Origin of the sequence: Streptomyces sp. NPDC057249 (assembly GCF_042669245.1) — a bacterium.
Taxonomy (GTDB): domain Bacteria; phylum Actinomycetota; class Actinomycetes; order Streptomycetales; family Streptomycetaceae; genus Streptomyces.
Genome location: NZ_JBHUXS010000003.1, coordinates 80,902 through 101,280, shown reverse-complemented (window position 1 = coordinate 101,280; position 20,379 = coordinate 80,902). Strand labels below are relative to the sequence as shown.

15 protein-coding genes and 1 riboswitch are annotated in these 20,379 nt (G+C 74.0%); of the genes, 8 read left to right on the top strand and 7 right to left on the bottom strand.

What is annotated here, in order from left to right:
- Positions 1-81 precede the first annotated feature (81 nt).
- Positions 82-1,380 carry a PspC domain-containing protein gene (locus ACFUJY_RS06955; protein ID WP_383295648.1) on the top strand — a complete coding sequence of 433 codons (1,299 nt, stop codon included), beginning with the start codon at positions 82-84 and terminating at the stop codon, positions 1,378-1,380.
- Positions 1,364-2,068: a LuxR C-terminal-related transcriptional regulator gene (locus ACFUJY_RS06950; RefSeq protein WP_383295645.1), complete on the top strand. Its 705-nt coding sequence runs from the start codon at positions 1,364-1,366 to the stop codon at positions 2,066-2,068. Before ACFUJY_RS06955 ends, ACFUJY_RS06950 begins: the two co-directional genes overlap by 17 nt.
- Here the strand turns inward: ACFUJY_RS06950 and ACFUJY_RS06945 are convergent.
- The gene (locus ACFUJY_RS06945) at positions 2,065-2,835 is read right to left on the bottom strand and encodes a GNAT family N-acetyltransferase (RefSeq protein WP_383295643.1); all 771 of its coding nucleotides are present in this window, start codon (positions 2,833-2,835) and stop codon (positions 2,065-2,067) included. The genes ACFUJY_RS06950 and ACFUJY_RS06945 overlap by 4 nt on opposite strands.
- Positions 2,836-2,881: 46 nt before the next feature.
- Positions 2,882-3,928 (bottom strand): NlpC/P60 family protein, encoded by a 1,047-nt coding sequence (locus ACFUJY_RS06940; RefSeq protein WP_383295640.1) that lies wholly within the window; start codon positions 3,926-3,928, stop codon positions 2,882-2,884.
- A 310-nt stretch (positions 3,929-4,238) separates the two neighbouring features.
- Between ACFUJY_RS06940 and ACFUJY_RS06935 the strand changes: the two genes are divergently transcribed.
- Entirely contained in the window at positions 4,239-4,592 is a 354-nt protein-coding gene (locus ACFUJY_RS06935) for a hypothetical protein (RefSeq protein WP_361023816.1), read from the top strand.
- A 48-nt stretch (positions 4,593-4,640) separates the two neighbouring features.
- On the opposite strand, the gene ACFUJY_RS06930 is transcribed toward ACFUJY_RS06935, so the two are convergent.
- Positions 4,641-5,801, bottom strand: a complete 1,161-nt coding sequence (locus ACFUJY_RS06930; protein WP_383295637.1) for an NlpC/P60 family protein — start codon at positions 5,799-5,801, stop codon at positions 4,641-4,643.
- A riboswitch (cyclic di-AMP (ydaO/yuaA leader) is annotated at positions 5,800-5,950 on the bottom strand. Its footprint overlaps the gene before it by 2 nt.
- 161 nt (positions 5,951-6,111) lie before the next feature.
- On the opposite strand from ACFUJY_RS06930, the gene pcrA reads away from it, so the two are divergent.
- Positions 6,112-8,550 carry a DNA helicase PcrA gene (pcrA, locus tag ACFUJY_RS06925; protein ID WP_383295633.1) on the top strand — a complete coding sequence of 813 codons (2,439 nt, stop codon included), beginning with the start codon at positions 6,112-6,114 and terminating at the stop codon, positions 8,548-8,550.
- A gap of 57 nt (positions 8,551-8,607) precedes the next feature.
- On the opposite strand, the gene ACFUJY_RS06920 is transcribed toward pcrA, so the two are convergent.
- Together ACFUJY_RS06920 and ACFUJY_RS06915 are read right to left on the bottom strand one after the other, a co-directional pair.
- A complete protein-coding gene (locus ACFUJY_RS06920; RefSeq protein WP_383295630.1) occupies positions 8,608-10,053 on the bottom strand; it encodes a peptidoglycan DD-metalloendopeptidase family protein in 1,446 nt (481 codons plus the stop codon).
- Between the two features lie 198 nt (positions 10,054-10,251).
- A complete protein-coding gene (locus ACFUJY_RS06915; RefSeq protein ID WP_383295627.1) occupies positions 10,252-11,109 on the bottom strand; it encodes an esterase/lipase family protein in 858 nt (285 codons plus the stop codon).
- Positions 11,110-11,448: 339 nt separating this feature from the next.
- Between ACFUJY_RS06915 and ACFUJY_RS06910 the strand changes: the two genes are divergently transcribed.
- Positions 11,449-11,862, top strand: coding sequence for a cobalamin B12-binding domain-containing protein (locus tag ACFUJY_RS06910; protein ID WP_383295624.1), 414 nt, complete (start codon positions 11,449-11,451; stop codon positions 11,860-11,862).
- 497 nt (positions 11,863-12,359) lie between these two features.
- On the opposite strand, the gene ACFUJY_RS06905 is transcribed toward ACFUJY_RS06910, so the two are convergent.
- The gene (locus ACFUJY_RS06905; RefSeq protein ID WP_383295621.1) at positions 12,360-14,024 is read right to left on the bottom strand and encodes a DUF5691 domain-containing protein; all 1,665 of its coding nucleotides are present in this window, start codon (positions 14,022-14,024) and stop codon (positions 12,360-12,362) included.
- A 29-nt stretch (positions 14,025-14,053) separates the two neighbouring features.
- Positions 14,054-15,454, bottom strand: a complete 1,401-nt coding sequence (locus ACFUJY_RS06900; protein ID WP_383295618.1) for an SWIM zinc finger family protein — start codon at positions 15,452-15,454, stop codon at positions 14,054-14,056.
- Between the two features lie 129 nt (positions 15,455-15,583).
- On the opposite strand from ACFUJY_RS06900, the gene ACFUJY_RS06895 reads away from it, so the two are divergent.
- Genes ACFUJY_RS06895 through ACFUJY_RS06885 form a run of 3 tightly spaced genes read left to right on the top strand, consistent with a single transcriptional unit; the run spans position 15,584 to position 20,288 of the window.
- Positions 15,584-16,696 carry an AAA family ATPase gene (locus ACFUJY_RS06895; RefSeq protein ID WP_383295615.1) on the top strand — a complete coding sequence of 371 codons (1,113 nt, stop codon included), beginning with the start codon at positions 15,584-15,586 and terminating at the stop codon, positions 16,694-16,696.
- Positions 16,693-19,086, top strand: a complete 2,394-nt coding sequence (locus ACFUJY_RS06890) for a DUF5682 family protein (RefSeq protein ID WP_383295612.1) — start codon at positions 16,693-16,695, stop codon at positions 19,084-19,086. The genes ACFUJY_RS06895 and ACFUJY_RS06890 overlap by 4 nt, the downstream gene beginning before the upstream one ends.
- The gene (locus ACFUJY_RS06885; RefSeq protein ID WP_383295609.1) at positions 19,083-20,288 is read left to right on the top strand and encodes a VWA domain-containing protein; all 1,206 of its coding nucleotides are present in this window, start codon (positions 19,083-19,085) and stop codon (positions 20,286-20,288) included. Before ACFUJY_RS06890 ends, ACFUJY_RS06885 begins: the two co-directional genes overlap by 4 nt.
- The last annotated feature ends 91 nt before the right edge of the window (positions 20,289-20,379 follow it).

Sequence of the window (20,379 nt, the reverse complement as noted above, 5' to 3'; positions counted from 1 at the left end):
CCCCGCGTCCCAGCCGTCTCAGGGTCGAACCGGGGGCCGACCCTGATGTCCTCACCCGCGCGGGCATGTGACGATCGGACCATGCCAGCCGCCACCACCCGAGCCGCAAGCTCCCACGCCGCCGACCCGGAGGAGCCCCCGCTGCGCAAGCTGTACCGCAGCGCCGACGGCCGGCTCCTGGGCGGAGTGGCGCGCGGACTCGCCGGACACCTCGGACTCCCGGTCGCCTGGCTCCGGTTCGTCTTCCTCGGCCTGTTCTTCGCGGACGGCCTCGGCGCCCTGCTGTACGCGGTGTTCTGGATCGTGGTCCCGCTCGGCGTCGGCGGCGTGGAGGGGCCCAGGTCCGTCTTCGAGACCGCCCCCGACGGCACCCGCCGCCTCCGCAAGCCCGACAAGGGCCAGGTCTTCGCCCTCATCGCGCTGCTCGTCGGCGCCTTCATCTTCGTCGGCAACGTCGACATGGGCAGCAAGGCCGACCGCTACATCTGGCCCAGCCTCCTCATCGGCGCCGGCTCCGTCCTGGTGTGGCGCCAGGCCGACAACGCCCGCCGCGCCCGCTGGATGGAGGTCGGCAGCCGCCGCCGCGTCCTGCAAGTGGCGCGCGCCCTGGCCGGAGTCGCGCTGGTCGGCCTGGGCCTCGCCGTCTTCATGGTCGTACGCGGCTCCGCCGCCCAGCTCGGCAACGTCATCACCGCCGCCATCGCCGTGCTCACCGGCATCGCCCTCCTCGCCGGCCCCTACCTCGTCCGCATGACCCAGGACCTCTCCGAGGAACGCCTCATGCGCATCCGGGCCCAGGAGCGCGCCGAGGTCGCCGCCCACGTCCACGACTCCGTGCTGCACACCCTCACCCTGATCCAGCGCAACGCCGACGACGCCGGCGAGGTCCGCCGGCTGGCCCGCTCCCAGGAACGCGAGCTGCGCAACTGGCTGTACAACCCCGAGGGCACCGGCAAGGACGAGGACGACGAGCCGGAGACGCTGGCCGAGGCCGTCAAACGGGCCGCCGCCGAGGTCGAGGACAAGCACGGCGTCCCGCTGGAGGTCGTCGTCGTCGGCGACTGCCCGCTGGACGAGAAGCTGGCCGCCCAGATGCAGGCCGCGCGCGAGGCGATGGTCAACGCCGCCAAGTACGGTGGCGAGGGCGGTGCCGTCCAGGTCTACGCGGAGGTCGAGGGCCGCACGGTCTTCGTCTCCGTGCGCGACCGGGGCCCGGGATTCGACCTGGACTCCGTACCGGGGGACAGAATGGGCGTACGAGAATCGATCATCGGCCGGATGCAGCGCAACGGCGGCACGGCCCGGCTGCGTTCGGTGCCCGGCGGGGGCACCGAGGTCGAGCTTGAGATGGAGAGGACGAGCGATGAACGGGACCAGTGAGGCGGCCGGGGGCCGGGAGAACCCGGAGCGCCGGGTACGAGTCGTGCTCGTCGACGACCACCGGATGTTCCGCACCGGCGTGCAGGCCGAGATCGGCCGCACCGAGGAGACCGGCGTCGAGGTCGTCGGCGAGGCGGCCGACGTCGACCAGGCGGTCACCGTCATCACGGCGACCCGCCCCGAGGTCGTCCTCCTCGACGTCCACCTTCCCGGCGGCGGCGGCGTCGAGGTGCTGCGCCGCTGCGCGCCCCTGATGGGCGCCGCCGAGAACCCGGTGCGCTTCCTCGCGCTCTCCGTGTCGGACGCCGCCGAGGACGTCATCGGCGTGATCCGGGGCGGCGCCCGGGGCTACGTCACCAAGACGATCACCGGCACCGACCTGGTCGACTCGGTCTTCCGGGTCCAGGACGGCGACGCGGTCTTCTCGCCCCGCCTGGCCGGCTTCGTCCTCGACGCCTTCGCCTCCACGGACGCACCCCCGGTCGACGAGGACCTGGACCGGCTGACCCAGCGCGAGCGCGAGGTCCTGCGGCTGATCGCCCGGGGCTACGCGTACAAGGAGATCGCGAAGCAGCTGTTCATCTCCGTCAAGACGGTCGAGTCCCACGTCTCGGCGGTGCTGCGCAAGCTCCAGCTCTCCAACCGCCACGAACTGACCCGCTGGGCGACGGCGCGCCGGCTGGTCTAGCGGTCCGCCTCCGGGTCGAGCGAGATGTTCAGCTTCTCGCCGATCCGGCGGTAGCCGATCGACGCGTAGATCCGCTCCACGTCGGCGTCGCCCGGCTCCAGCCACATCACCCGGCAGCCCCGCTCGAACGCGGTGCGCGTCAGGTGGGCGGAGAGCGCGGCGCCGATGCCCCGGCGGCGGAACTCCGCGCCGACCGCCAGGCCCGCCAGCTCGCTGAGGCCGTCCACCGGGACCGAGCAGCCGCCCGCACCCGCCGGGGTCCCGCCGACCGTCGCGAGCGCGGCGACCCCGCCGCCCGCCGCCGCGTTCCGCAGCCACTCCGCCGTGCCGTCCTCGGGTTCGCCCTCGCCGCCGTAGCCCAGGTGCTGGACGAGCGCGGCGGCGGCGAACTCCGCCTCGGTGGCCGGCTCGGCCATGACCAGGTCCGCGACCGGCTTCGGCTCCACCAGGCCGCCGGGGGCACAGGCGAGGAGCGGGGCCCGGTTCTCGACGGTGAACCCGGCGGCGAGCAGCGCCGGTTCGACGGCGGGCGCCCAGCCGGGCAGGAACTCCAGGCGGGGCATCCGGCCCCGCTCGCGGAACGCCGCTATGAGCGCGTCGAGTTCACCGGGCGTCGGTTCGGCGTCCTGGTCCGGGATCGCGTAGTTGGCGTACTTCAGCGACCAGTTCGGGTTGTAGCGGATCACGAACGGCCCGACGCGGACATGGTCCGGGGAGCGCAGCGTGAGCGTACGGGCGTGGGTCTGGACGTCGGCGTCCATCGGCATCGGCGGGTGTCCTTCGGGCCGTTGAGGTCGGGGGCCGCGCCGGAGCCTATGCCACCCGGGTCGCCCCCGCGAAGGGCATTTCGTCGATGGGCGCGATCCGGACCGGGGCCCCGGGGCGCGGCGCGTGGATCATCCGACCGTTCCCGATGTACAGGCCGACATGGCTGACGCCCGAGTAGAAGAACACCAGGTCCCCGGGGGCCAGCTGGGAGCGCGGAACCCGCTGCCCGGCGTTGATCTGGGTGTACGTGGTCCGGGGCAGCGAGACCCCGGCGGCGCGCCAGGCGGCCTGGGTGAGACCGGAGCAGTCGAACGAGTGGGGCCCGGTCGCGCCCCACACGTACGGCTTGCCCAGGGCGCTGTACGCGAAGGCGACCGCCTGGGCGGCGCGGGCGTTGGGCGCGGCGACGGCGGTGCGCGGTGCGCTCCGGTCCGCGTGACCGGCCCCGCGCCCGTTCTCGGAGGCGTCGTAGGCGGCGCGTTCGGCCGGGGTGAGGCGGGCGAGGAGGCGGCGGGCCTCGGCCAGCTTGGCGCGGACGGTCGCCCGGTGCTCCTTCAGGGCGGCCTGCCGGGCGGCCAGCTCGGTGAGCTTCCCGGCCGCCTCGGCGCGTACCTGGGCGATCTCCGCGACCTGGCGGCGCACCGAGCGCACCTCGGCGGCCCGGCGCTCGCCGGCCCGCTCCGCGTAGGTGGCGCGGCGCAGGTACTGGTCGGGGTCGGAGGAGAGCGCCAGCTGCACGGAGGGGTCGATGCCGCCGGACCGGTACTGCGCGGCGGCGTACGCGCCGAGCACGTCGCGGGCGGTGTTGAGGCGGGCGGTCCTGCGGGCGGCCTCGTCGCGCAGGGCGTCGACCGACTCGGCGGCTGCGGTCGCCTCGGACTTCGCGCCGTTGTACTTCTCGGTGGCGACCTCCGCCTCCCGGTACAGCCGGTCCACCTGGGCCTTGACCTGCCGTGCGGTGGGCGCGGGGTCCGCGTGCGCGGCTCCCGGCAGCACGGCGGCCGTCGCGGCTCCGGCGACGGCGAGGGTCGCCGCGGTGCGGGCCGCGGAGGCGGTGGTGAGGCGCTGCCTGGGTTTGCGATGCGCTGCCACGGGGGCGGGCGTCCTTCCGTGCGACGGCCCGGCGGGGTCTACCGGCGGGGTTCCTCGGGTGGCCGGCGAGAACGGTTCCTGGTCCACGGCCACCGGGAAGGGACGCTAATCCGAGGTCACGGGAAGGTGTCGTTATGACTGCTATTGCCTGGTCTTGGCGTGGCATTGTCGGGGGATGACCGCCTGTGAAGCATGAACGACCGGGAAAAGGGCCACAGAGTCAGGCAAAAAGTGCATTCATCATTCAAGCGGGCCGTAGGCCCCACCCTGCCCGGAGTGACCGGAGGGGAGGGCTCTAGGGTGCGGAACCATGCGCGTACTCATCGATTTCGTCGTCGCCCTGCACATCATCGGCATCGCCGCCCTGCTCGGCGGCTTCCTCGGCCAGATGAAGGCGATGAAGGCCGGCACCGCCCGGTTCGTCCCCGGCATGCTGCACGGCGCGCTGACCATGCTGGTCACCGGCGTCGCCCTGGTCGGCCTGGACCAGGCCGACGACCACCCCGTGAACAACGTCAAGATCGGGATCAAGCTGCTGTTCCTGGTCGTGATCCTGGGGCTCGTCTACGTCAAGCGCGACGAGGAGAAGGTCGAGAAGGGGTTCTTCGCGGCGGTCGGCGCGCTGACCCTGGCGAACATCTTCATCGCCACGCTCTGGACCTGAGCGGCCGCGCGCCGGCCGGCCCGGGCGCGGGCCGGCCCTCTTCCCCGGTCAGGCCGGGCGCACACTCCCGTAGATCGGCATGTAGTAGATCGACTCCTCGCGCACGTTCGCCCCGGGCTTCGGCGCGTGGATCATCATCCCGTCGCCCTTGTAGATCCCGACGTGGCTGATGTCGTCGTAGAAGAACACCAGGTCACCGGGTTGCAGATCGGCCGTCGCGACGCGCGTGCCGACGTTCACCTGGTCCCAGGTGGTCCGCGGGATGTCGACGCCCGCCGCCTTCCAGGCCGCCTGCGTCAGCCCCGAGCAGTCGTACGAGGAGGGGCCGGTCGCCCCCCAGACGTACGGCTTGCCGATCTGGGCGCGGGCGAACGCGAGGACCTTCTCCGCCTTCGTGGACGCGCTGGTGCCGGTGTCGGAGCCGGAGCCTGTGTCGGAGCCCGAGCCCGTCTCCGTACCGCTGCCGCCCGACGCCTCGGCCTTCCGCTCGGCCTCCTTCGCGGCGGCGGCCTGCTTCTTCGCCAGCTCCGCCGCCTTGCGCTTGGCCTCGGCCTCCTTCTTGCGCTCCAGCTCCGCCAGACGCGCCTTCTCCTCGGCGGTCAGCTTCGACAGCAGCGTCCGGGCCTCGGCCAGCTTCGTCCGGACGTCCTGCTTGCTGGTACGCAGCGCGGCCTGCGACTCGGTCAGCGTCTCCAGGCTCTCCACGGCCTCCGCGCGCTGCTTCGACGCCTTCGCCTGCTGCGTACGGAAGTTCGCGACCGCCTGCTGCTGGCGCTCGGCCATGCGGTCCATGAGGTGGGTCTGGTCGAAGAACGACTGCGGGTCGTCGGCCAGGAAGAAGGTGGCGGTCGGCGCGAGGCCGCCGTTGCGGTACTGGGCGGCGGCGTAGTTGCCCAGCGTCCTGCGGGCGTCGTTCAGCTTCTCGGTGCGCTTGGCCACGTCGTCGAGCAGCGCGTCGACCTTGGACCGCTGCTTGTCCGTGGCCTCTTTCGCCTGGTTGTACTTCTGGGTCGCGTTGCCGGCCTGCCGGTAGAGGTCGTCCACCTTCTTCCGGACTTCCTCGATGCTCGGCTTCGGCGCCGGCGCGGCCATCGCGCTCTGCGAGGACAGCAGGGTCACCGAGGCCAGCGCGGCCGAGGTCAGACCGATGGCGGGGGCGGTGGAGCGCACCCGGGTGCGCGGTTTGCGATGCGACGCCAAGGCCGGCATCTCCTTCCGTGGACCGCCTACCGGGTTAGCTGTCGGGTTCGGGCGGAACGGAAGGCTGCCCTACGGTCCGGTGGGGAAGGACCGATTCACCCCGGTACTGCGTGTGGGTCCCCGGTTCCGGGCGGGCCCGGATTCGGCGTGGCGGCACGCTCGGCGTGGGTCGCCTCTGGGGGTACGGGCCGTCCGAACGTGCACGCTAGCCAACTCATGGGGCCGCTGTGAAGGTTGGTGTTCGATATGCCCGATACATTTCCGTGACCTTTTCGGAGCGGGGCCGGGTGTCGGTCGGGCGCCTTAGACTCGGACAGCGATGAGCAGCCTATTCGACGACAGTTTCCTGGCCGGCCTCCAGCAGGAGGAGGACGCGCCCCCGCCGCCCCCCGAGGACCCTGCACCCGAAGCGGTGCCGGAGGACCTGTTCGCGGGCGTGTTCGACGGGCCCCCGCCGGCCCGCGACGCGTACTACCGCGACGGCGCGCACCGCCCCGTCATCGACCCCGAGGCGCTGCTCGACGGACTGAACACCGAGCAGCGCGCCGCCGTCGTGCACTCCGGGTCGCCCCTGCTCATCGTGGCCGGCGCCGGCTCCGGCAAGACCAGGGTGCTCACCCACCGCATCGCCCACCTGCTGGCCGAGCGGGGCGTCCACCCCGGCCAGATCCTGGCGATCACCTTCACCAACAAGGCCGCCGGCGAGATGAAGGAGCGCGTCGAGCAGCTGGTCGGGCCCCGGGCCAACGCCATGTGGGTCATGACCTTCCACAGCGCGTGCGTCCGCATCCTGCGCCGCGAGTCCAAGAAGCTCGGCTTCACGTCCTCGTTCTCGATCTACGACGCGGCCGACTCCAAGCGGCTCATGGCCCTGGTCTGCCGCGATCTGGAGCTGGACCCGAAGCGCTACCCGCCGAAGTCCTTCACCGCCAAGGTCTCCAACCTCAAGAACGAGCTCATCGACGAGGAGACCTTCGCGGGCCAGGCAGCCGACGGGTTCGAGAAGACCCTGGCCCAGGCGTACGCGATGTACCAGGCCCGCCTGCGCGAGGCCAACGCGCTGGACTTCGACGACATCATCATGACGACGGTCCACCTCCTCCAGGCGTTCCCGGACGTCGCCGAGCACTACCGCCGCCGCTTCCGGCACGTCCTCGTCGACGAGTACCAGGACACCAACCACGCCCAGTACACGCTGGTGCGCGAGCTGGTCGGCCCGGCCGGTCCCGAGAACGCCCCCGCCGAGCTGTGCGTCGTGGGCGACGCGGACCAGTCGATCTACGCCTTCCGGGGCGCGACCATCCGCAACATCCTCCAGTTCGAGGAGGACTACCCGGACGCGACGACGATCCTCCTGGAGCAGAACTACCGCTCCACCCAGACGATCCTCTCCGCCGCCAACGCCGTCATCGAGCGCAACGAGAGCCGCCGCCCCAAGAACCTGTGGACCAAGGCCGGCACCGGCGCCCGCATCACGGGCTACGTCGCGGACACCGAGCACGACGAGGCGCAGTTCGTTGCCGAGGAGATCGACCGCCTCACCGACGCGGGCGACGCGAAGGCCGGCGACGTCGCCGTCTTCTACCGGACGAACGCGCAGTCCCGTGTCTTCGAGGAGATCTTCATCCGCGTCGGCCTGCCCTACAAGGTCGTCGGCGGCGTCCGCTTCTACGAGCGCAAGGAGGTCCGGGACGTCCTGGCCTACCTGCGGGTCCTCGCCAACCCCGAGGACACCGTCCCGCTCCGCCGCATCCTCAACGTCCCCAAGCGCGGCATCGGCGAGCGCGCCGAGGCCATGATCGACGCGCTCTCGCTGCGCGAGAAGATCACCTTCCCGCAGGCGCTGCGCCGGGTGGACGAGGCGTACGGCATGGCCGCCCGCTCCGCCAACGCCGTGAAGCGGTTCAACACGCTGATGGAGGAGCTGCGCACGGTCGTGGAGTCCGGCGCCGGGCCCGCCGTCGTGCTGGAGGCGGTCCTGGAGCGTACGGGCTATCTCGCCGAGCTCCAGGCGTCCACCGACCCGCAGGACGAGACCCGCATCGAGAACCTCCAGGAGCTCGCCGCCGTCGCCCTCGAATTCGAGCAGGACCGGGGCGAGGAGGAGGGCACCGGCACGCTCGCGGAGTTCCTGGAGCAGGTCGCGCTCGTCGCCGACTCCGACCAGATCCCCGACGAGGACACCGACGGCTCCGGCGTCATCACGCTGATGACCCTGCACACCGCGAAGGGCCTCGAATTCCCGGTCGTCTTCCTGACCGGCATGGAGGACGGCGTCTTCCCGCACATGCGGGCGCTCGGCCAGGTCAAGGAGCTGGAGGAGGAGCGCCGCCTCGCGTACGTCGGCATCACCCGCGCCCGCGAGCGGCTGTATCTGACCCGGGCCGCCATGCGCAGCGCCTGGGGCCAGCCCTCGTACAACCCGCCGTCGCGGTTCCTGGAGGAGATCCCGGACCAGCACCTGGACTGGAAGCGGAAGGGCCCGATGGCCGCCCCGGCGGGCCCCACCTCGGGGATCACCTCGTCGCTCTCCGCCTCCCGCGCCCGCTCCGGCCCCTCCGGCTTCGCGACCCGGCGGACCTCGGACAAGCCGACGATCACGCTGGTGGCGGGCGACCGGGTCACACACGACCAGTTCGGCCTGGGCACGGTGACGGCGGTCGAGGGCGTCGGCGACCAGGCGAAGGCCACGGTCGACTTCGGCGACGACCGCCCCAAGAAGCTGCTCCTGCGGTACGCGCCGGTGCAGAAGCTCTGAGAAACCGGCGGCGGCCGGAGCCCCCGAGGCCCCGGCCGCCGCAGTGGTCCGTCCCGCTCAGGTCGGGTTGACCCCGTGCCCGCGCAGCCACGGCAGCGGGTCGATCGCCGCGCCGCCGCCCGGCCGCACCTCGAAGTGCATGTGCGGGCCGGTCGAGTTCCCGGAGTTCCCGGAGTACGCGATGACATCGCCGGCCTTGACCGGGCCCGAGCGGATGCGGGTGCTGCTGAGGTGGCAGTACCAGGTCTCGGTGCCGTCGGCCATGGTCACGATGGCCATGTTGCCGTAGGCGCTGTTGTACTGCGTACGGACCGTGCCGTCGGTCGCCGCCATCACCGGGGTGCCGTACTGGACGGGGAAGTCGATGCCCGTGTGCACGGACATCCAGTTGACGCCCGCCTGTCCGAAGTAGGCGCTCAGCCCGTGCTGCTTGACCGGCATCACGAACTTGGGGCGCAGGGCCTCCTTGCGGGCGGCCTCCGCCGCGCGCTTCTTCCTCTCGGCGGCCTGCCGCTGCTTCAGGTCGATGCGTTCCTGGGTGCGGCTGGCGCGGTCCGCGAAGTTCTCGGCGTCGGCGCTGAGGTTGGCGAGCTGGGTGTCCAGCTCGTTGTTGGCCGCGACCGGCTTGACCGTGCCGGGGTCGGCGGCGGCCATGGTGGTGGTCGCGTCCTGCTTCGCCTCGTCCCCGCCCATCCCGCTCACGGAGGCGGCGGCGATCCCGGCCACGCTCATCACGCAGGCGGAGGGAACGGCGACGGTGAGGAGTGCGGAGCGCTTGGCGGGAGAACGCCTGCGACTGCGGCCACCGCCGCGGCGGGGCTCGGCGGGGGCGAGGTCGGGGTGCGGCTCGGCGGCCTCGTCCGGCTCGTCGCCGGCGCGGTGGTGGGACTCGTACGGGTCGAAGTCGTGGGAGCCGGTCTCGTCGTACGACGTGTAGGTCTCGTACGTCTCCGGGGGGCCGGCCTGTTCGGCTTCGTTCGAGGCGGCCGGACTTTGCACATTTTGCTCTTCGTGCCCGGGCGTGGCGCCGGTGTTCCAGGCGGTGGCGTCGTACGCGCCGGTGTCGTACGTCCCGGTGTCCTCGGAGGGCCACGCGGTGGCGGCGGCGGTCCAGGTGGTGGTGTCCCACTGGCCGGAGGAGTCCGGGGCGCCGCCCTGGGACGGGATGCCGGGGGCGTAGCCCTCCGTCGGCAGCCAGCCGGCGGTGTCGTACTGCGGCGTCGCGTCGTACGGGGCGGTGTCGTACTGCGGGTGCCGCGGGGTCTCGTACGCCTGGTGCGCGCCCGTGTCCCACTGGGTGGTGCCGTACGCGCCGCCGTATCCGGTCTCACCGCCGGTGTACGCGATGCCGTAGCCCTGCGAGGTGTCGTACGAGGCGTCATGGCCGCCGTCGTAGGTGACGCCGGTGCCGGGGAGCGAGCCGAAGAGCGGGTCCGTCTCGAAGCTGCCCGTGGAGTAGCCGTCGTATCCGGCATACCCGGCGTGGGGGTGCTGGTCGTTCACCAACTTCTCTCTCGCCTCGGCAGCAGGACCAGGTTCCGGAGCCGTGGGGTGCCCCGGGAGAACTGGCGGCGACTGTACCCGGCGGTATCCGTCATCGACAATCTTCGACGGCTCCGAGGCGCCCGGGAAAACGGGCAATCGGCCGTCTTTCGGCGGCGAGCGCACAGAGCCTTGGCTCTACGTTCGAAGTTTGTTCGATTAGGCGGCGGGGGTGGAAGGGGTGGCCCCGGGGGTGCTCCGGGGTGCCTCCCGGGCCGGTTCCGCTTCGTCCAGCGCCTGCCGTACGGCAGCCGCCACGGCCGGGTGCACCGGCAGCGCGAGGTGGCCGATGCCGGTGACGCGTACGTTGACCGCTTCCAGGTCCGGGTGGTCGACGCAGGCCGCCTCGGCGGGCACGATCACCCGGTCGAGTTCGCTCCAGAAGCTGACGAACCGGGTGCGGCAGCCGGGTGCGGGCAGCCGCAGCTCCTCGACGGGGGCCGAGCCCTGGCGCATCTGCCGCACGATGGGCAGCGCCCCGGCCAGCGGGGCGACGGCGGTCCCGGCGTGCGGCGTGCCCAGCGTGACGAGGGTGCGCACCCGGCGGTCACCGGCCAGCCGCTGTACGTAGTAGCGCGCGATGAGGCCGCCGAGGCTGTGGCCCACGATGTCCACCCGGTGGTGGCCGGTGCGGGCGCAGATCTCCTCGATGTGCCGGTCCAGCAGCTCGGCGGCCGTACGGATGTCGCTGGTCAGCGGCGAGTAGTTGAGCGACTCCAGATGGGCCCAGCCGTGCCGGGCCAGGGAGCGGCGCAGCAGGACGAAGACGGAGCGGTTGTCGATGAAACCGTGCAGAAAGACGACGGGTGGCCGGTCGGCGGGTGCGATGCCGGCGGGTTCGATGCCGGCGGGGGCGGGCTCGGCGCCGTCGTCAGCCGGCTTCCGGCCCGGGTGGCGTTCCCCGGCGATCCCGGTCGGATACAGCAGGGCGTGCCCGGCGAGCACGACGAGCTCCAGGGCGGTCGCCCTCAGCAGTGCGGTCGGCGGGGCGGGGAACGGCAGGCTGGGGGTCTTCATGGTCGGCCTCCTGCTCCGGACGGGCGCCGCGCCGGCGGAGGGTCCGGGCGGGGCGCCGTGCCGGAGGCGGCCCGTGCGGACGGAGGCCCGTACCACCGTGCCGTGCGGCTGACGGCGCGGTGATACGGCGACCCGATGCGGCTCCCCGGGCGGCCGGTCCCGTACGGCGACGCCACGGCGCAACCACCGCGGGCCCTGGAACCGGTGCCCGTGAACAATGTCCCATGTGTGATTTCCCCCTCCCGGCCCACCGCGAAACGGCCGCTTGCGGGATGCTGTGGATAACGTTCGTTCACATCCCCGGCCCTTCAGGCACGGGAGACGCATGTGGAGGCAGTGATGGGTGTGACCGGTCCGATCCGTGTGGTGGTGGCCAAGCCGGGCCTCGACGGCCATGACCGCGGGGCGAAGGTGATCGCGCGGGCGCTGCGTGACGCGGGTATGGAGGTCATCTACACGGGCCTGCACCAGACGCCCGAGCAGATCGTGGACACGGCGATCCAGGAGGACGCCGACGCGATCGGTCTCTCGATCCTCTCCGGCGCGCACAACACGCTCTTCGCCAAGGTGATCGAACTCCTGAAGGACCGCAAGGCGGAGGACATCAAGGTCTTCGGCGGCGGCATCATCCCGGAGGCGGACATCGCCCCCCTGAAGGACCAGGGCGTCGCGGAGATCTTCACCCCGGGCGCGACGACGACGGCGATCGTCGACTGGGTCAACGCGAACGTCCGCCACCCGGCAGAGGCGTAGGGCGTCGGAGGGCGCCGGAGGCGCCGGGGCACGGGGCGCGGGGGGCCGCTGGACGCGCCGGGGTCCGGGGGCGGCCGGACGCCGGGCGTGGGCCGAGCCCCGCGGTCCGGGGGGCGGCCGGGCGCCGGGGCGCGGTCGGTCCGTGGTCCGGGGTGCGCGGGCGTGCCGTGGGCCGGGTCCGCTGGACGCGCCGGCCCCCGTGCGCTGCGTTCCCGAGACGGCCGGGCGCCGGAGGGGAGGCGTGCCCGTTGTCGGGGCGCCGGGGCCGTGGACGCGTCGGGGCGCTGTGGTCCTGGGGGCGGCTGGGCGTCGGGGCGGGGCGTGCCCGTGGTCCGGGGTGCGGGGGTCTGCCGTGAGCCGGGCGTGGGCCGGGGATTCGGGCCCGGTGGTCCCGGGGCGGCCGGGCGCCGGAGGCGAGGCGTGCCCGTGGTCCGGGGCGCCGGGGCGTGGACGCGTCGGGGCCCGGGCGCCGGAGGCGGGGCGTGCCCGTCGTCGGGTCACCGCATCGGGGACCCGGACAGCTCGCTGTCCATCGTGGCGCGCAGGCGCAGCGTGGAGACCAGGCGCTGGAACGCCTCCGTCCAGTAGCCGTTCGCGCCGGGGGAGGCGTCCGCCGGCTCCGCGGGGGTCGTCGTCAGGACCTCCAGGCGGGCCGCCTCCGCCGGGTCGAGGCAGCGTTCGGCCAGGCCCATCACGCCGCTGAAGCTCCACGGGTAGCTGCCCGCGTCCCTCGCGATGTCGAGCGCGTCGACCACGGCCCGGCCGAGCGGTGGCGCCCACGGGACCGGGCAGACCCCCAGCAGCTGGAACGCCTCCGACAAACCGTGCGCGGCGACGAAATCCCCCACCCAGGCGGCCCGTTCCGCCGGCGGCAGCACCGCCAGGAGCTTCGCCCGCTCGGCGAGCGACGCCGTACCCGGACCGTTGGACGGGGGCGTCGACGGCGGCCCCAGCAACGCCCGCGCCCACGCGGCATCGCGCTGCCGGACGGCGGCCCGGCACCAGGCCGCGTGCAGCTCCTCGCCCCAGCCGTCCGCCACGGGCAGGCCCACGATCTCCTCCGCGCCACGCCCGCCGAACCGGGCCGGCCAGACGGAGAGCGGGGTCGCCTCCACCAACTGGCCCAGCCACCAGGACCGTTCGCCCCGACCGGACGGCGGGAGCGGCACCACCCCGTCACGCTGCATCGCCTCGTCGCATTCGTGCGGCGCCTCCACCGCGACGAACGGCTCGTCGCCGGTCAGCCCCGGGCTCACGCAGGACAGCGCCCGGTCCGCCATCCGCCGGGCCAGCGCCGAACCGGGCAACGCGGACAGCAACTCGGCCGCCGTCGCCCGGACGTTGCGGCTGCGGTCGGCGAGCGCCTGCTCCAGGAACGCCTCGTCCGCGGCGGACAGCCCGGTCCGCAGCGAGTCCACGAACATCAGCCGGTCCTCGGCCCGTTCGGTCTTCCACGTGGTCGCCAGCAGCGCGCGGGCCGCCTCCGCGTCATGCGCCCGTACCGCTCCGAGCAACGCGATCCGCTCTGCGAACAGGCCCTCCTCCCACAGCCGCCGCACCGCCTCCGCGTCGTCCGGCGAGGGCAGCAGCGCACTGCCGGACGCGCCGCGCAGCGCGAACTTCCACTCCGGGTTCAGCCCGGCCAGCCACAGGCCGCGCGGCCCGGCGAACTCCAGGGTCTGCGGGCGGAGATCGGTGCGGGCCCGGGCCGCGTCCAGCAGCGCGGGCAGGGCGGAGTCCGGCGCCCGGTAACCGTGCACGTTGGCGGTGGCCAGCCACTGCGGGATCAGCTCCGTCAGGTCCGGGGCCGCGCCCCGCCTGCCGCCGGAGCCAGCCGCCCGGTCCGCCAGGAGCTGGGCCAGCCGGCCACGGGCGGCCTCCGGCAGCGGCGGCCGGGGGTCGTCGGGCGCCACGGCGGGGCGCGGGGACGCGGCGGCGGGCAGCAGCCCCGCCCGGCGCCGCACGGTGTGCAGCACGGCGGCGTCCAGCAGCGCGGCGGCCGCGTCGTCCGGGCCGGTGCCGGACCCGCCACCGGGCGGCCGGCGGTCCGTGCCGAGCAGGGCCGAGGTGACCAGCTCCTCCCACGGCACGGAGGCGAGCCCGCCGGGCGCGGCGGCCCCGCTCGCTGTCGGGCTGTCGGCTGGTGTGGTCGTACGGGACATCGCCCCTCCTCGGGAGCCGGACTGCGGAGTCAGATGAGCGTGACGGTCTCGACGCCACCGGGCGGGGCGGGCACGGACCCGCCCGCCCACGCCGCCAGCGGGTCGAAGCCCCGGTGGCCGCACTCGCCGAAGACCGTGAGCGGGGCCCCGCCCGAGACCGCGACGAGCATCCAGAGCGGCGGGCGGTTCAGCGCGGCGGGGGACACGGGCAGGGCCTCCCGGCCCTCCGCGTCCACCAGTTGCCAGCCGTCCGGGGACGGCACCGGTATGACATCGCGCAGGGTCACCGGCCAGGACTCCGCCCACGGGTCGTCGCCCAGGGCCCGCCCGTACGCGGCGATCGCCTCGCCGACCGTGACCCCCGGCGGAGGCGTGACGACGGGCCCGGGCGCGCCGAAGCGTTCGCCCAGCTCGGCGCGGAGCTGCCCGGAGCCCGGATGGGGCGTCAGCTCGGCGTCCACGGTCACGCCCACGGGCAGGGCCTGGGCGGGGGAGCGGCCGGCCGCCCCGAAGGACAGCAGCAGCGCCGTGCGCCCCGACTCCTCGCCGTACAGCCAGATGCGGCGGGTGACGATCTTGCCCTCGGGGGTGTCGTACTGGGCGAGGACCAGCCAGCGGTCGCGGACCGGCGGACCCTCCGGGGAGGCCGGCAGCCCCACCCGCGTACGGACCGTGGCCGCGAGTGCGGGCGGCAGCCGGTCGCGGCCCAGCCACGCCGAGTCCAGCAGGTGCAGCAGCGCGCACTCCTCCAGGAGCCGCACCGGCCAGCCCGGACCGGATGCCGGGACGGCGCCCAGCTCCCGCACCCGGCCCGCGAGACCGGGCGCCTGGGCGTCGACCATGCGGGCCGCCGTCTCCTCCCACAGCCCGTACCCCGCCTGCTCGGCCGCCGCGAGGCCGCCCCGCAGCAGGTCGGTGAGGCGTTGCTCCAACTCCCGCGCACCGCCCCCGATCCGCTCGGCGCGCTTCTCCGCCCGCTTGCGCGCGGCCTCCGGATCGGCGGGACCCGACGCGCCGTCACCCCCGGCGGGCCGCGCCTTCGCCGTCGCACGAGCGCGACGGCCGTCCAGCCACTCCCGCGCCCAGTCCGGCGGCGTCCCGGCGGGCGCCGCCGCCTCGTCGGCGGCGCGGAGCAGCAGCAGGCCCAGCGCGTGCTTGCACGGGAACTTCCGGCTGGGGCAACTGCACTTGTAGGCAGGGCCGGTGGTGTCGACCACCGTCCGGTACGGCTTGCTCCCACTGCCCTTGCACAGCCCCCACACCGCACCCGTCGCCTCGCACCCGGTCTCCGACCAGGAGCCGGACGCGGCGAGCTTGTTGCCCGCCTTGCGTGAGGCGTCGTCAGGCGCCAGGGCCAGCACCTGCTCCACCGTCCAGCGCGCGGCCGAGGCAGCGTCGGCCAAGGGTTCTCCCCCGTCAGTCAGCAGCATGCCAACGACGTTAGGCGGCCCCACTGACAATGGCCCTGACCTGCGCAAAGGCCGATTGTCAGTGCCATGGTGCACGGTGGAACCACATCCGGCCGACCGATCCGTCGACCGATCCGGAGGGGGAGATCCATGACCGTGTCACACACCACCGAGGCAAGTTCCGGCGAGGCCCTGCGCCCGCACGCCGAAGACGCCTTCGCCGACGAGCTGAAGGCGCTCGCGGCGGCCGACGACCGCCCCAGGCCCGAGCGTTGGCGCCTGTCGCCCTGGGCCGTCGCGACGTACCTGCTGGGCGGCACCCTGTCCGACGGCACCGTCATCACACCCAAGTACGTGGGACCGCGCCGCCTCGTCGAGGTCGCCGTCACCACGCTCGCCACCGACCGCGCGCTGCTGCTCCTCGGCGTCCCCGGCACCGCCAAGACCTGGGTCTCCGAGCACCTGGCGGCGGCCGTCAGCGGTGACTCGACGCTGCTCGTCCAGGGCACGGCGGGCACCCCGGAGGAAGCCGTCCGCTACGGGTGGAACTACGCGCAGCTGCTCGCCCACGGCCCCAGCCGCGACGCCCTCGTGCCCAGCCCGCTGATGCGCGCCATGTCCCAGGGCATGACCGCCCGCATCGAGGAGCTGACCCGCATCCCCGCCGATGTGCAGGACTCGCTGATCACGATCCTCTCCGAGAAGACGCTGCCCCTGCCCGAGCTGGGACAGGAGGTCCAGGCGGTGCGCGGGTTCAACGTCATCGCGACCGCCAACGACCGCGACCGGGGCGTCAACGAGCTGTCCAGCGCGCTGCGCCGCCGGTTCAACACCGTGGTCCTGCCGCTGCCCGCGACCCCGGAGGCGGAGGTCGACATCGTCTCCCGCCGCGTCGACCAGGTCGGCCGCTCGCTCGACCTGCCGCCCGCGCCCGACGGCCTCGCCGAGATCCGCCGCGTCGTCACGGTCTTCCGCGAACTGCGCGACGGTGTCACCACCGACGGCCGCACCAAGCTCAAGTCGCCGTCGGGGACGCTGTCCACGGCCGAGGCCATCTCCGTCGTCACGAACGGCCTCGCGCTCGCCGCCCACTTCGGGGACGGGGTGCTGCGCCCGGGCGACGTGGCGGCCGGCATCCTCGGCGCGGTCGTCCGCGATCCGGCGGCCGACCGGGTGATCTGGCAGGAGTACCTGGAGACCGTGGTGCGCGAGCGGGACGGCTGGAAGGACTTCTACCGCGCCTGCCGGGAGGCGTCCGCATGACCGGCACCCGCGGACCGGGGCCGCTGCTGCTGGGGGTGCGGCACCACGGCCCCGGCTCGGCCCGCGCCGTGCGCGCCGCCCTCGACACCGCGCACCCCCGGGCGGTCCTCATCGAGGGCCCGCCCGAGGGCGATGCGCTGCTGCCGCTCGCGGCCGACGAGGAGATGCGGCCCCCGGTCGCCCTGCTCGCCCACGCCGTGGACGACCCCGGCCGGGCGGCGTTCTGGCCGTTCGCCGAGTTCTCCCCCGAGTGGGTCGCCATCCGCTGGGCCCTGGCCCGGGACGTGCCGGTCCGCTTCATCGACCTGCCCGCCGCGCACTCGCTGGCCATGCGGGCCGACGCGGAGACGGACCAGGGCGACGACACCCCCGGGGAGGAGCCGGACGAGCGGCCCGTCGCCGTCCCCGTCGACCCGATCCGGGTGCTCGCCGAGACCGCCGGCTACGACGACCCCGAGCGCTGGTGGGAGGACGTGGTCGAGCACCGCGTGCCCGGCAGCGGTGAGGCGGCCGGACCGCTCGCCGCGTTCGCCGCGCTCGGCGAGGCGATGACCGCGCTCCGCGAGGCGTACGGGGACGGCGGGCATCCCCGGGACGCGGTGCGCGAGGCGTACATGCGCATCCAGCTCCGCACGGCGCGGAAGGAGTTCGGCGACGACTTCGCCGTGGTCTGCGGCGCCTGGCACGTCCCCGCCCTGGGCACGCGTACGACGCTCACCGCCGACCGGGCCCTGCTCAAGGGCCTGCCCAAGGCCAAGGCCGAACTGACCTGGGTGCCCTGGACCCACCGCAGACTCGCCCGGCACAGCGGATACGGCGCGGGCATCGAGTCGCCCGGCTGGTACGAGCACCTCTTCGCCGCCCCCGACCGCCCGATCGAGCGCTGGATGACCAAGGTCGCCGGACTCCTGCGCGACGAGGACCGGTTCGTCTCGTCCGCCCACGCCATCGAGGCCGTCCGGCTCGCCGAGACGCTCGCCGCGATGCGCGGCCGGCCGCTCGCCGGGCTGAGCGAGACGACCGACGCGATCCGGGCCGTCATGTGCGAGGGCTCCGACGTGCCGCTCGCGCTCGTCCACGACCGCCTCGTGGTCGGCACCACGCTCGGCGAGGTGCCCGACACCGCCCCCGCTGTCCCCCTCCAGCGCGACCTGACCCGGCAGCAGCGCACCCTGCGGATCAAGCCGGAGGCCGACGAGCGGGAGATCGAGCTCGACCTGCGCAAGGACACCGACGCCGCCCGCTGCCGCCTGCTGCACCGGCTCCGCGTCCTCGGCATCGGCTGGGGCGAACCGGCCGCCGGCCGGGGCAGCACCGGCACCTTCCGGGAGAGCTGGCGGCTGCGCTGGGAGCCCGAGCTGTACGTGCGCGTCGCCGAGGCGGGCGTCTGGGGCACCACCGTGCTCTCCGCCGCCACCGCCCGCGCCGAGTCGGACGCCCTGGCCGCCACCGCGCTCGCCGAGGTCACCGGGCTGGCCGAGCGCTGCCTGCTCGCCGACCTGCCGGACGCCCTGCCGGTCGTGATGCGGGCCCTCGCCGACCGGGCCGCGCTCGACGCCGACGTCGGCCACCTCGCGGACGCCCTCCCGGCCCTGGCCCGCACCCTGCGCTACGGGGACGTCCGCGCCACGGACACCACCGCACTCGGCGAGGTCGCGGCCGGCCTCGCGGAGCGGATCTGCGTCGGCCTGCCCCCCGCCTGCACTGGTCTCGACGCCGAGGGCGCGGAGGCGCTGCGCCGCAAGGTGGACGGCGTGCACACCGCGATCGGGCTGCTCGCCGGCGCCGTCCGGTCGAGCGCGGACGGGCTGCGCGAGCGCTGGCGCGCGGTGCTGCGGAAACTGACCGTCCGGGACACGGTCGCGGGCGTCATCCGGGGCCGGGCCGCCCGGCTGCTCCTGGACGACGGCCACCTCGACCAGGACGCCGCCGCCCGGCTGATGGGCCTCGCCCTCTCCCCGGGCACCCCGCCGGCCGACGCCGCCGCCTGGATCGAGGGCTTCGTCGGCGGGGCGGCGGGCGGCGGCATGCTCCTCGTCCACGACGAACGGCTGCTCGCCCTGGTCGACTCCTGGCTCACCGGAGTCCCCGCCGACACGTTCACCGACGTGCTGCCCCTGCTGCGGCGCACGTTCTCCGCGTACGAACCGGGCGTCCGGCGCACCCTGGGCGACCTCGTCCGGCGCGGCCCGGCCCTCGCCGGGGCGCCGGGAACCGGGTCCCCGGCGGGCGCGGGCGCCACGGCCCCGGGCTTCGGCCCGGTCCTGGACACGACGCGCGCGGACGCGGTGGTCCCGGTGCTCCGCCTGCTCCTCGGCCTGGACGAGCCCTCGGCGACGCCCACGGCCCCCGCCCACCACGACGACCCGCACCTGGGGGAGACGGCATGACGACCACGGACACCGCCCACGACGAGCGGCTGCGCCGCTGGCGCCTGGTGCTGGGCGCCGACAGCGAGGAGAGCACCGGCCGCGGGCTCACCGGGCGCGACGCCGCGATGGACCAGGCGCTCACCGCGCTCTACGAGAGCGGGGGGCGGCCCGGCGGCCGGGGCGGCGGCGGGCGCTCGGCCGGGCTCGGCGCCTCGGCGCCCTCCGTGGCCCGCTGGCTCGGTGACATCCGGACGTACTTCCCCAGCTCCGTCGTCCAGGTCATGCAGCGCGACGCGATCGACCGCCTGGGCCTCTCCGCGCTCCTGCTCGAACCGGAGATGCTGGAGGCCGTCGAGGCCGACGTGCACCTCGTCGGCACCCTGCTCTCGCTCAACAAGGCCATGCCCGAGACGACGAAGGAGACCGCCCGGGCCGTGGTCCGCAAGGTGGTCGAGCAGCTGGAGAAGCGGCTCACCACCCGCACCCGGGCCACGCTCACCGGCGCGCTCGACCGGTCGGCGAAGATCACCCGCCCCCGCCACCACGACATCGACTGGGACCGCACCATCCGGGCCAACCTCAAGAACTACCTGGAGCTGCCCGGCCGGGACGGGGCGGGCACGGTCGTCCCCGAACGGCTCATCGGATACGGGCGGGCCGCCCAGTCCGTGAAGAAGGACGTCATCCTCTGCATCGACCAGTCGGGCTCGATGGCCGCCTCCGTGGTCTACGCGTCGGTGTTCGGCGCCGTGCTCGCCTCGATGCGCGCCCTCCGTACCCGGCTCGTCGTCTTCGACACGGCGGTGGTCGACCTCACCGACCAGCTGGATGACCCCGTCGACGTCCTGTTCGGCACCCAGCTCGGCGGCGGCACCGACATCAACCGCGCGCTGGCCTACTGCCAGTCCCGGATCACCCGGCCGGCCGACACCGTCGTCGTGCTCATCAGCGACCTGTACGAGGGCGGCATCCGCAACGAGATGCTGAAGCGGGTGGCCGCGATGAAGGCGTCGGGGGTGCAGTTCGTCACGCTGCTCGCACTCTCCGACGAGGGCGCCCCGGCCTACGACCGCGATCACGCGGCGGCGCTGTCCGCCCTCGGCGCCCCCGCCTTCGCCTGTACGCCGGACCTCTTCCCGGACGTCATGGCCGCCGCGATCGAGAAGCGACCGCTGCCGATACCGGACCCGGAGAACGCCGCCACCAGTGGGAATCTGTGACCGTAATCACCGCCCGGGTGTGATCTGCGATTTAGGGTCACGCGGGGCGCGGGGATAACCTGCGAGATGGACATGCCGCGTATCCGGTCAC

Coding starts and splice junctions, on each gene's coding strand:
- pcrA (WP_383295633.1), top strand. CDS start 6,112: ATGAGCAGCCTATTCGACGACAGTTTCCTGGCCGGCCTCCAGCAGGAG.
- ACFUJY_RS06890 (WP_383295612.1), top strand. CDS start 16,693: ATGACCGGCACCCGCGGACCGGGGCCGCTGCTGCTGGGGGTGCGGCAC.
- ACFUJY_RS06895 (WP_383295615.1), top strand. CDS start 15,584: ATGACCGTGTCACACACCACCGAGGCAAGTTCCGGCGAGGCCCTGCGC.
- ACFUJY_RS06955 (WP_383295648.1), top strand. CDS start 82: ATGCCAGCCGCCACCACCCGAGCCGCAAGCTCCCACGCCGCCGACCCG.
- ACFUJY_RS06885 (WP_383295609.1), top strand. CDS start 19,083: ATGACGACCACGGACACCGCCCACGACGAGCGGCTGCGCCGCTGGCGC.
- ACFUJY_RS06900 (WP_383295618.1), bottom strand. CDS start 15,454: ATGCTGCTGACTGACGGGGGAGAACCCTTGGCCGACGCTGCCTCGGCC.
- ACFUJY_RS06950 (WP_383295645.1), top strand. CDS start 1,364: ATGAACGGGACCAGTGAGGCGGCCGGGGGCCGGGAGAACCCGGAGCGC.
- ACFUJY_RS06915 (WP_383295627.1), bottom strand. CDS start 11,109: ATGAAGACCCCCAGCCTGCCGTTCCCCGCCCCGCCGACCGCACTGCTG.
- ACFUJY_RS06945 (WP_383295643.1), bottom strand. CDS start 2,835: ATGCCGATGGACGCCGACGTCCAGACCCACGCCCGTACGCTCACGCTG.
- ACFUJY_RS06935 (WP_361023816.1), top strand. CDS start 4,239: ATGCGCGTACTCATCGATTTCGTCGTCGCCCTGCACATCATCGGCATC.
- ACFUJY_RS06910 (WP_383295624.1), top strand. CDS start 11,449: ATGGGTGTGACCGGTCCGATCCGTGTGGTGGTGGCCAAGCCGGGCCTC.
- ACFUJY_RS06905 (WP_383295621.1), bottom strand. CDS start 14,024: ATGTCCCGTACGACCACACCAGCCGACAGCCCGACAGCGAGCGGGGCC.
- ACFUJY_RS06930 (WP_383295637.1), bottom strand. CDS start 5,801: ATGCCGGCCTTGGCGTCGCATCGCAAACCGCGCACCCGGGTGCGCTCC.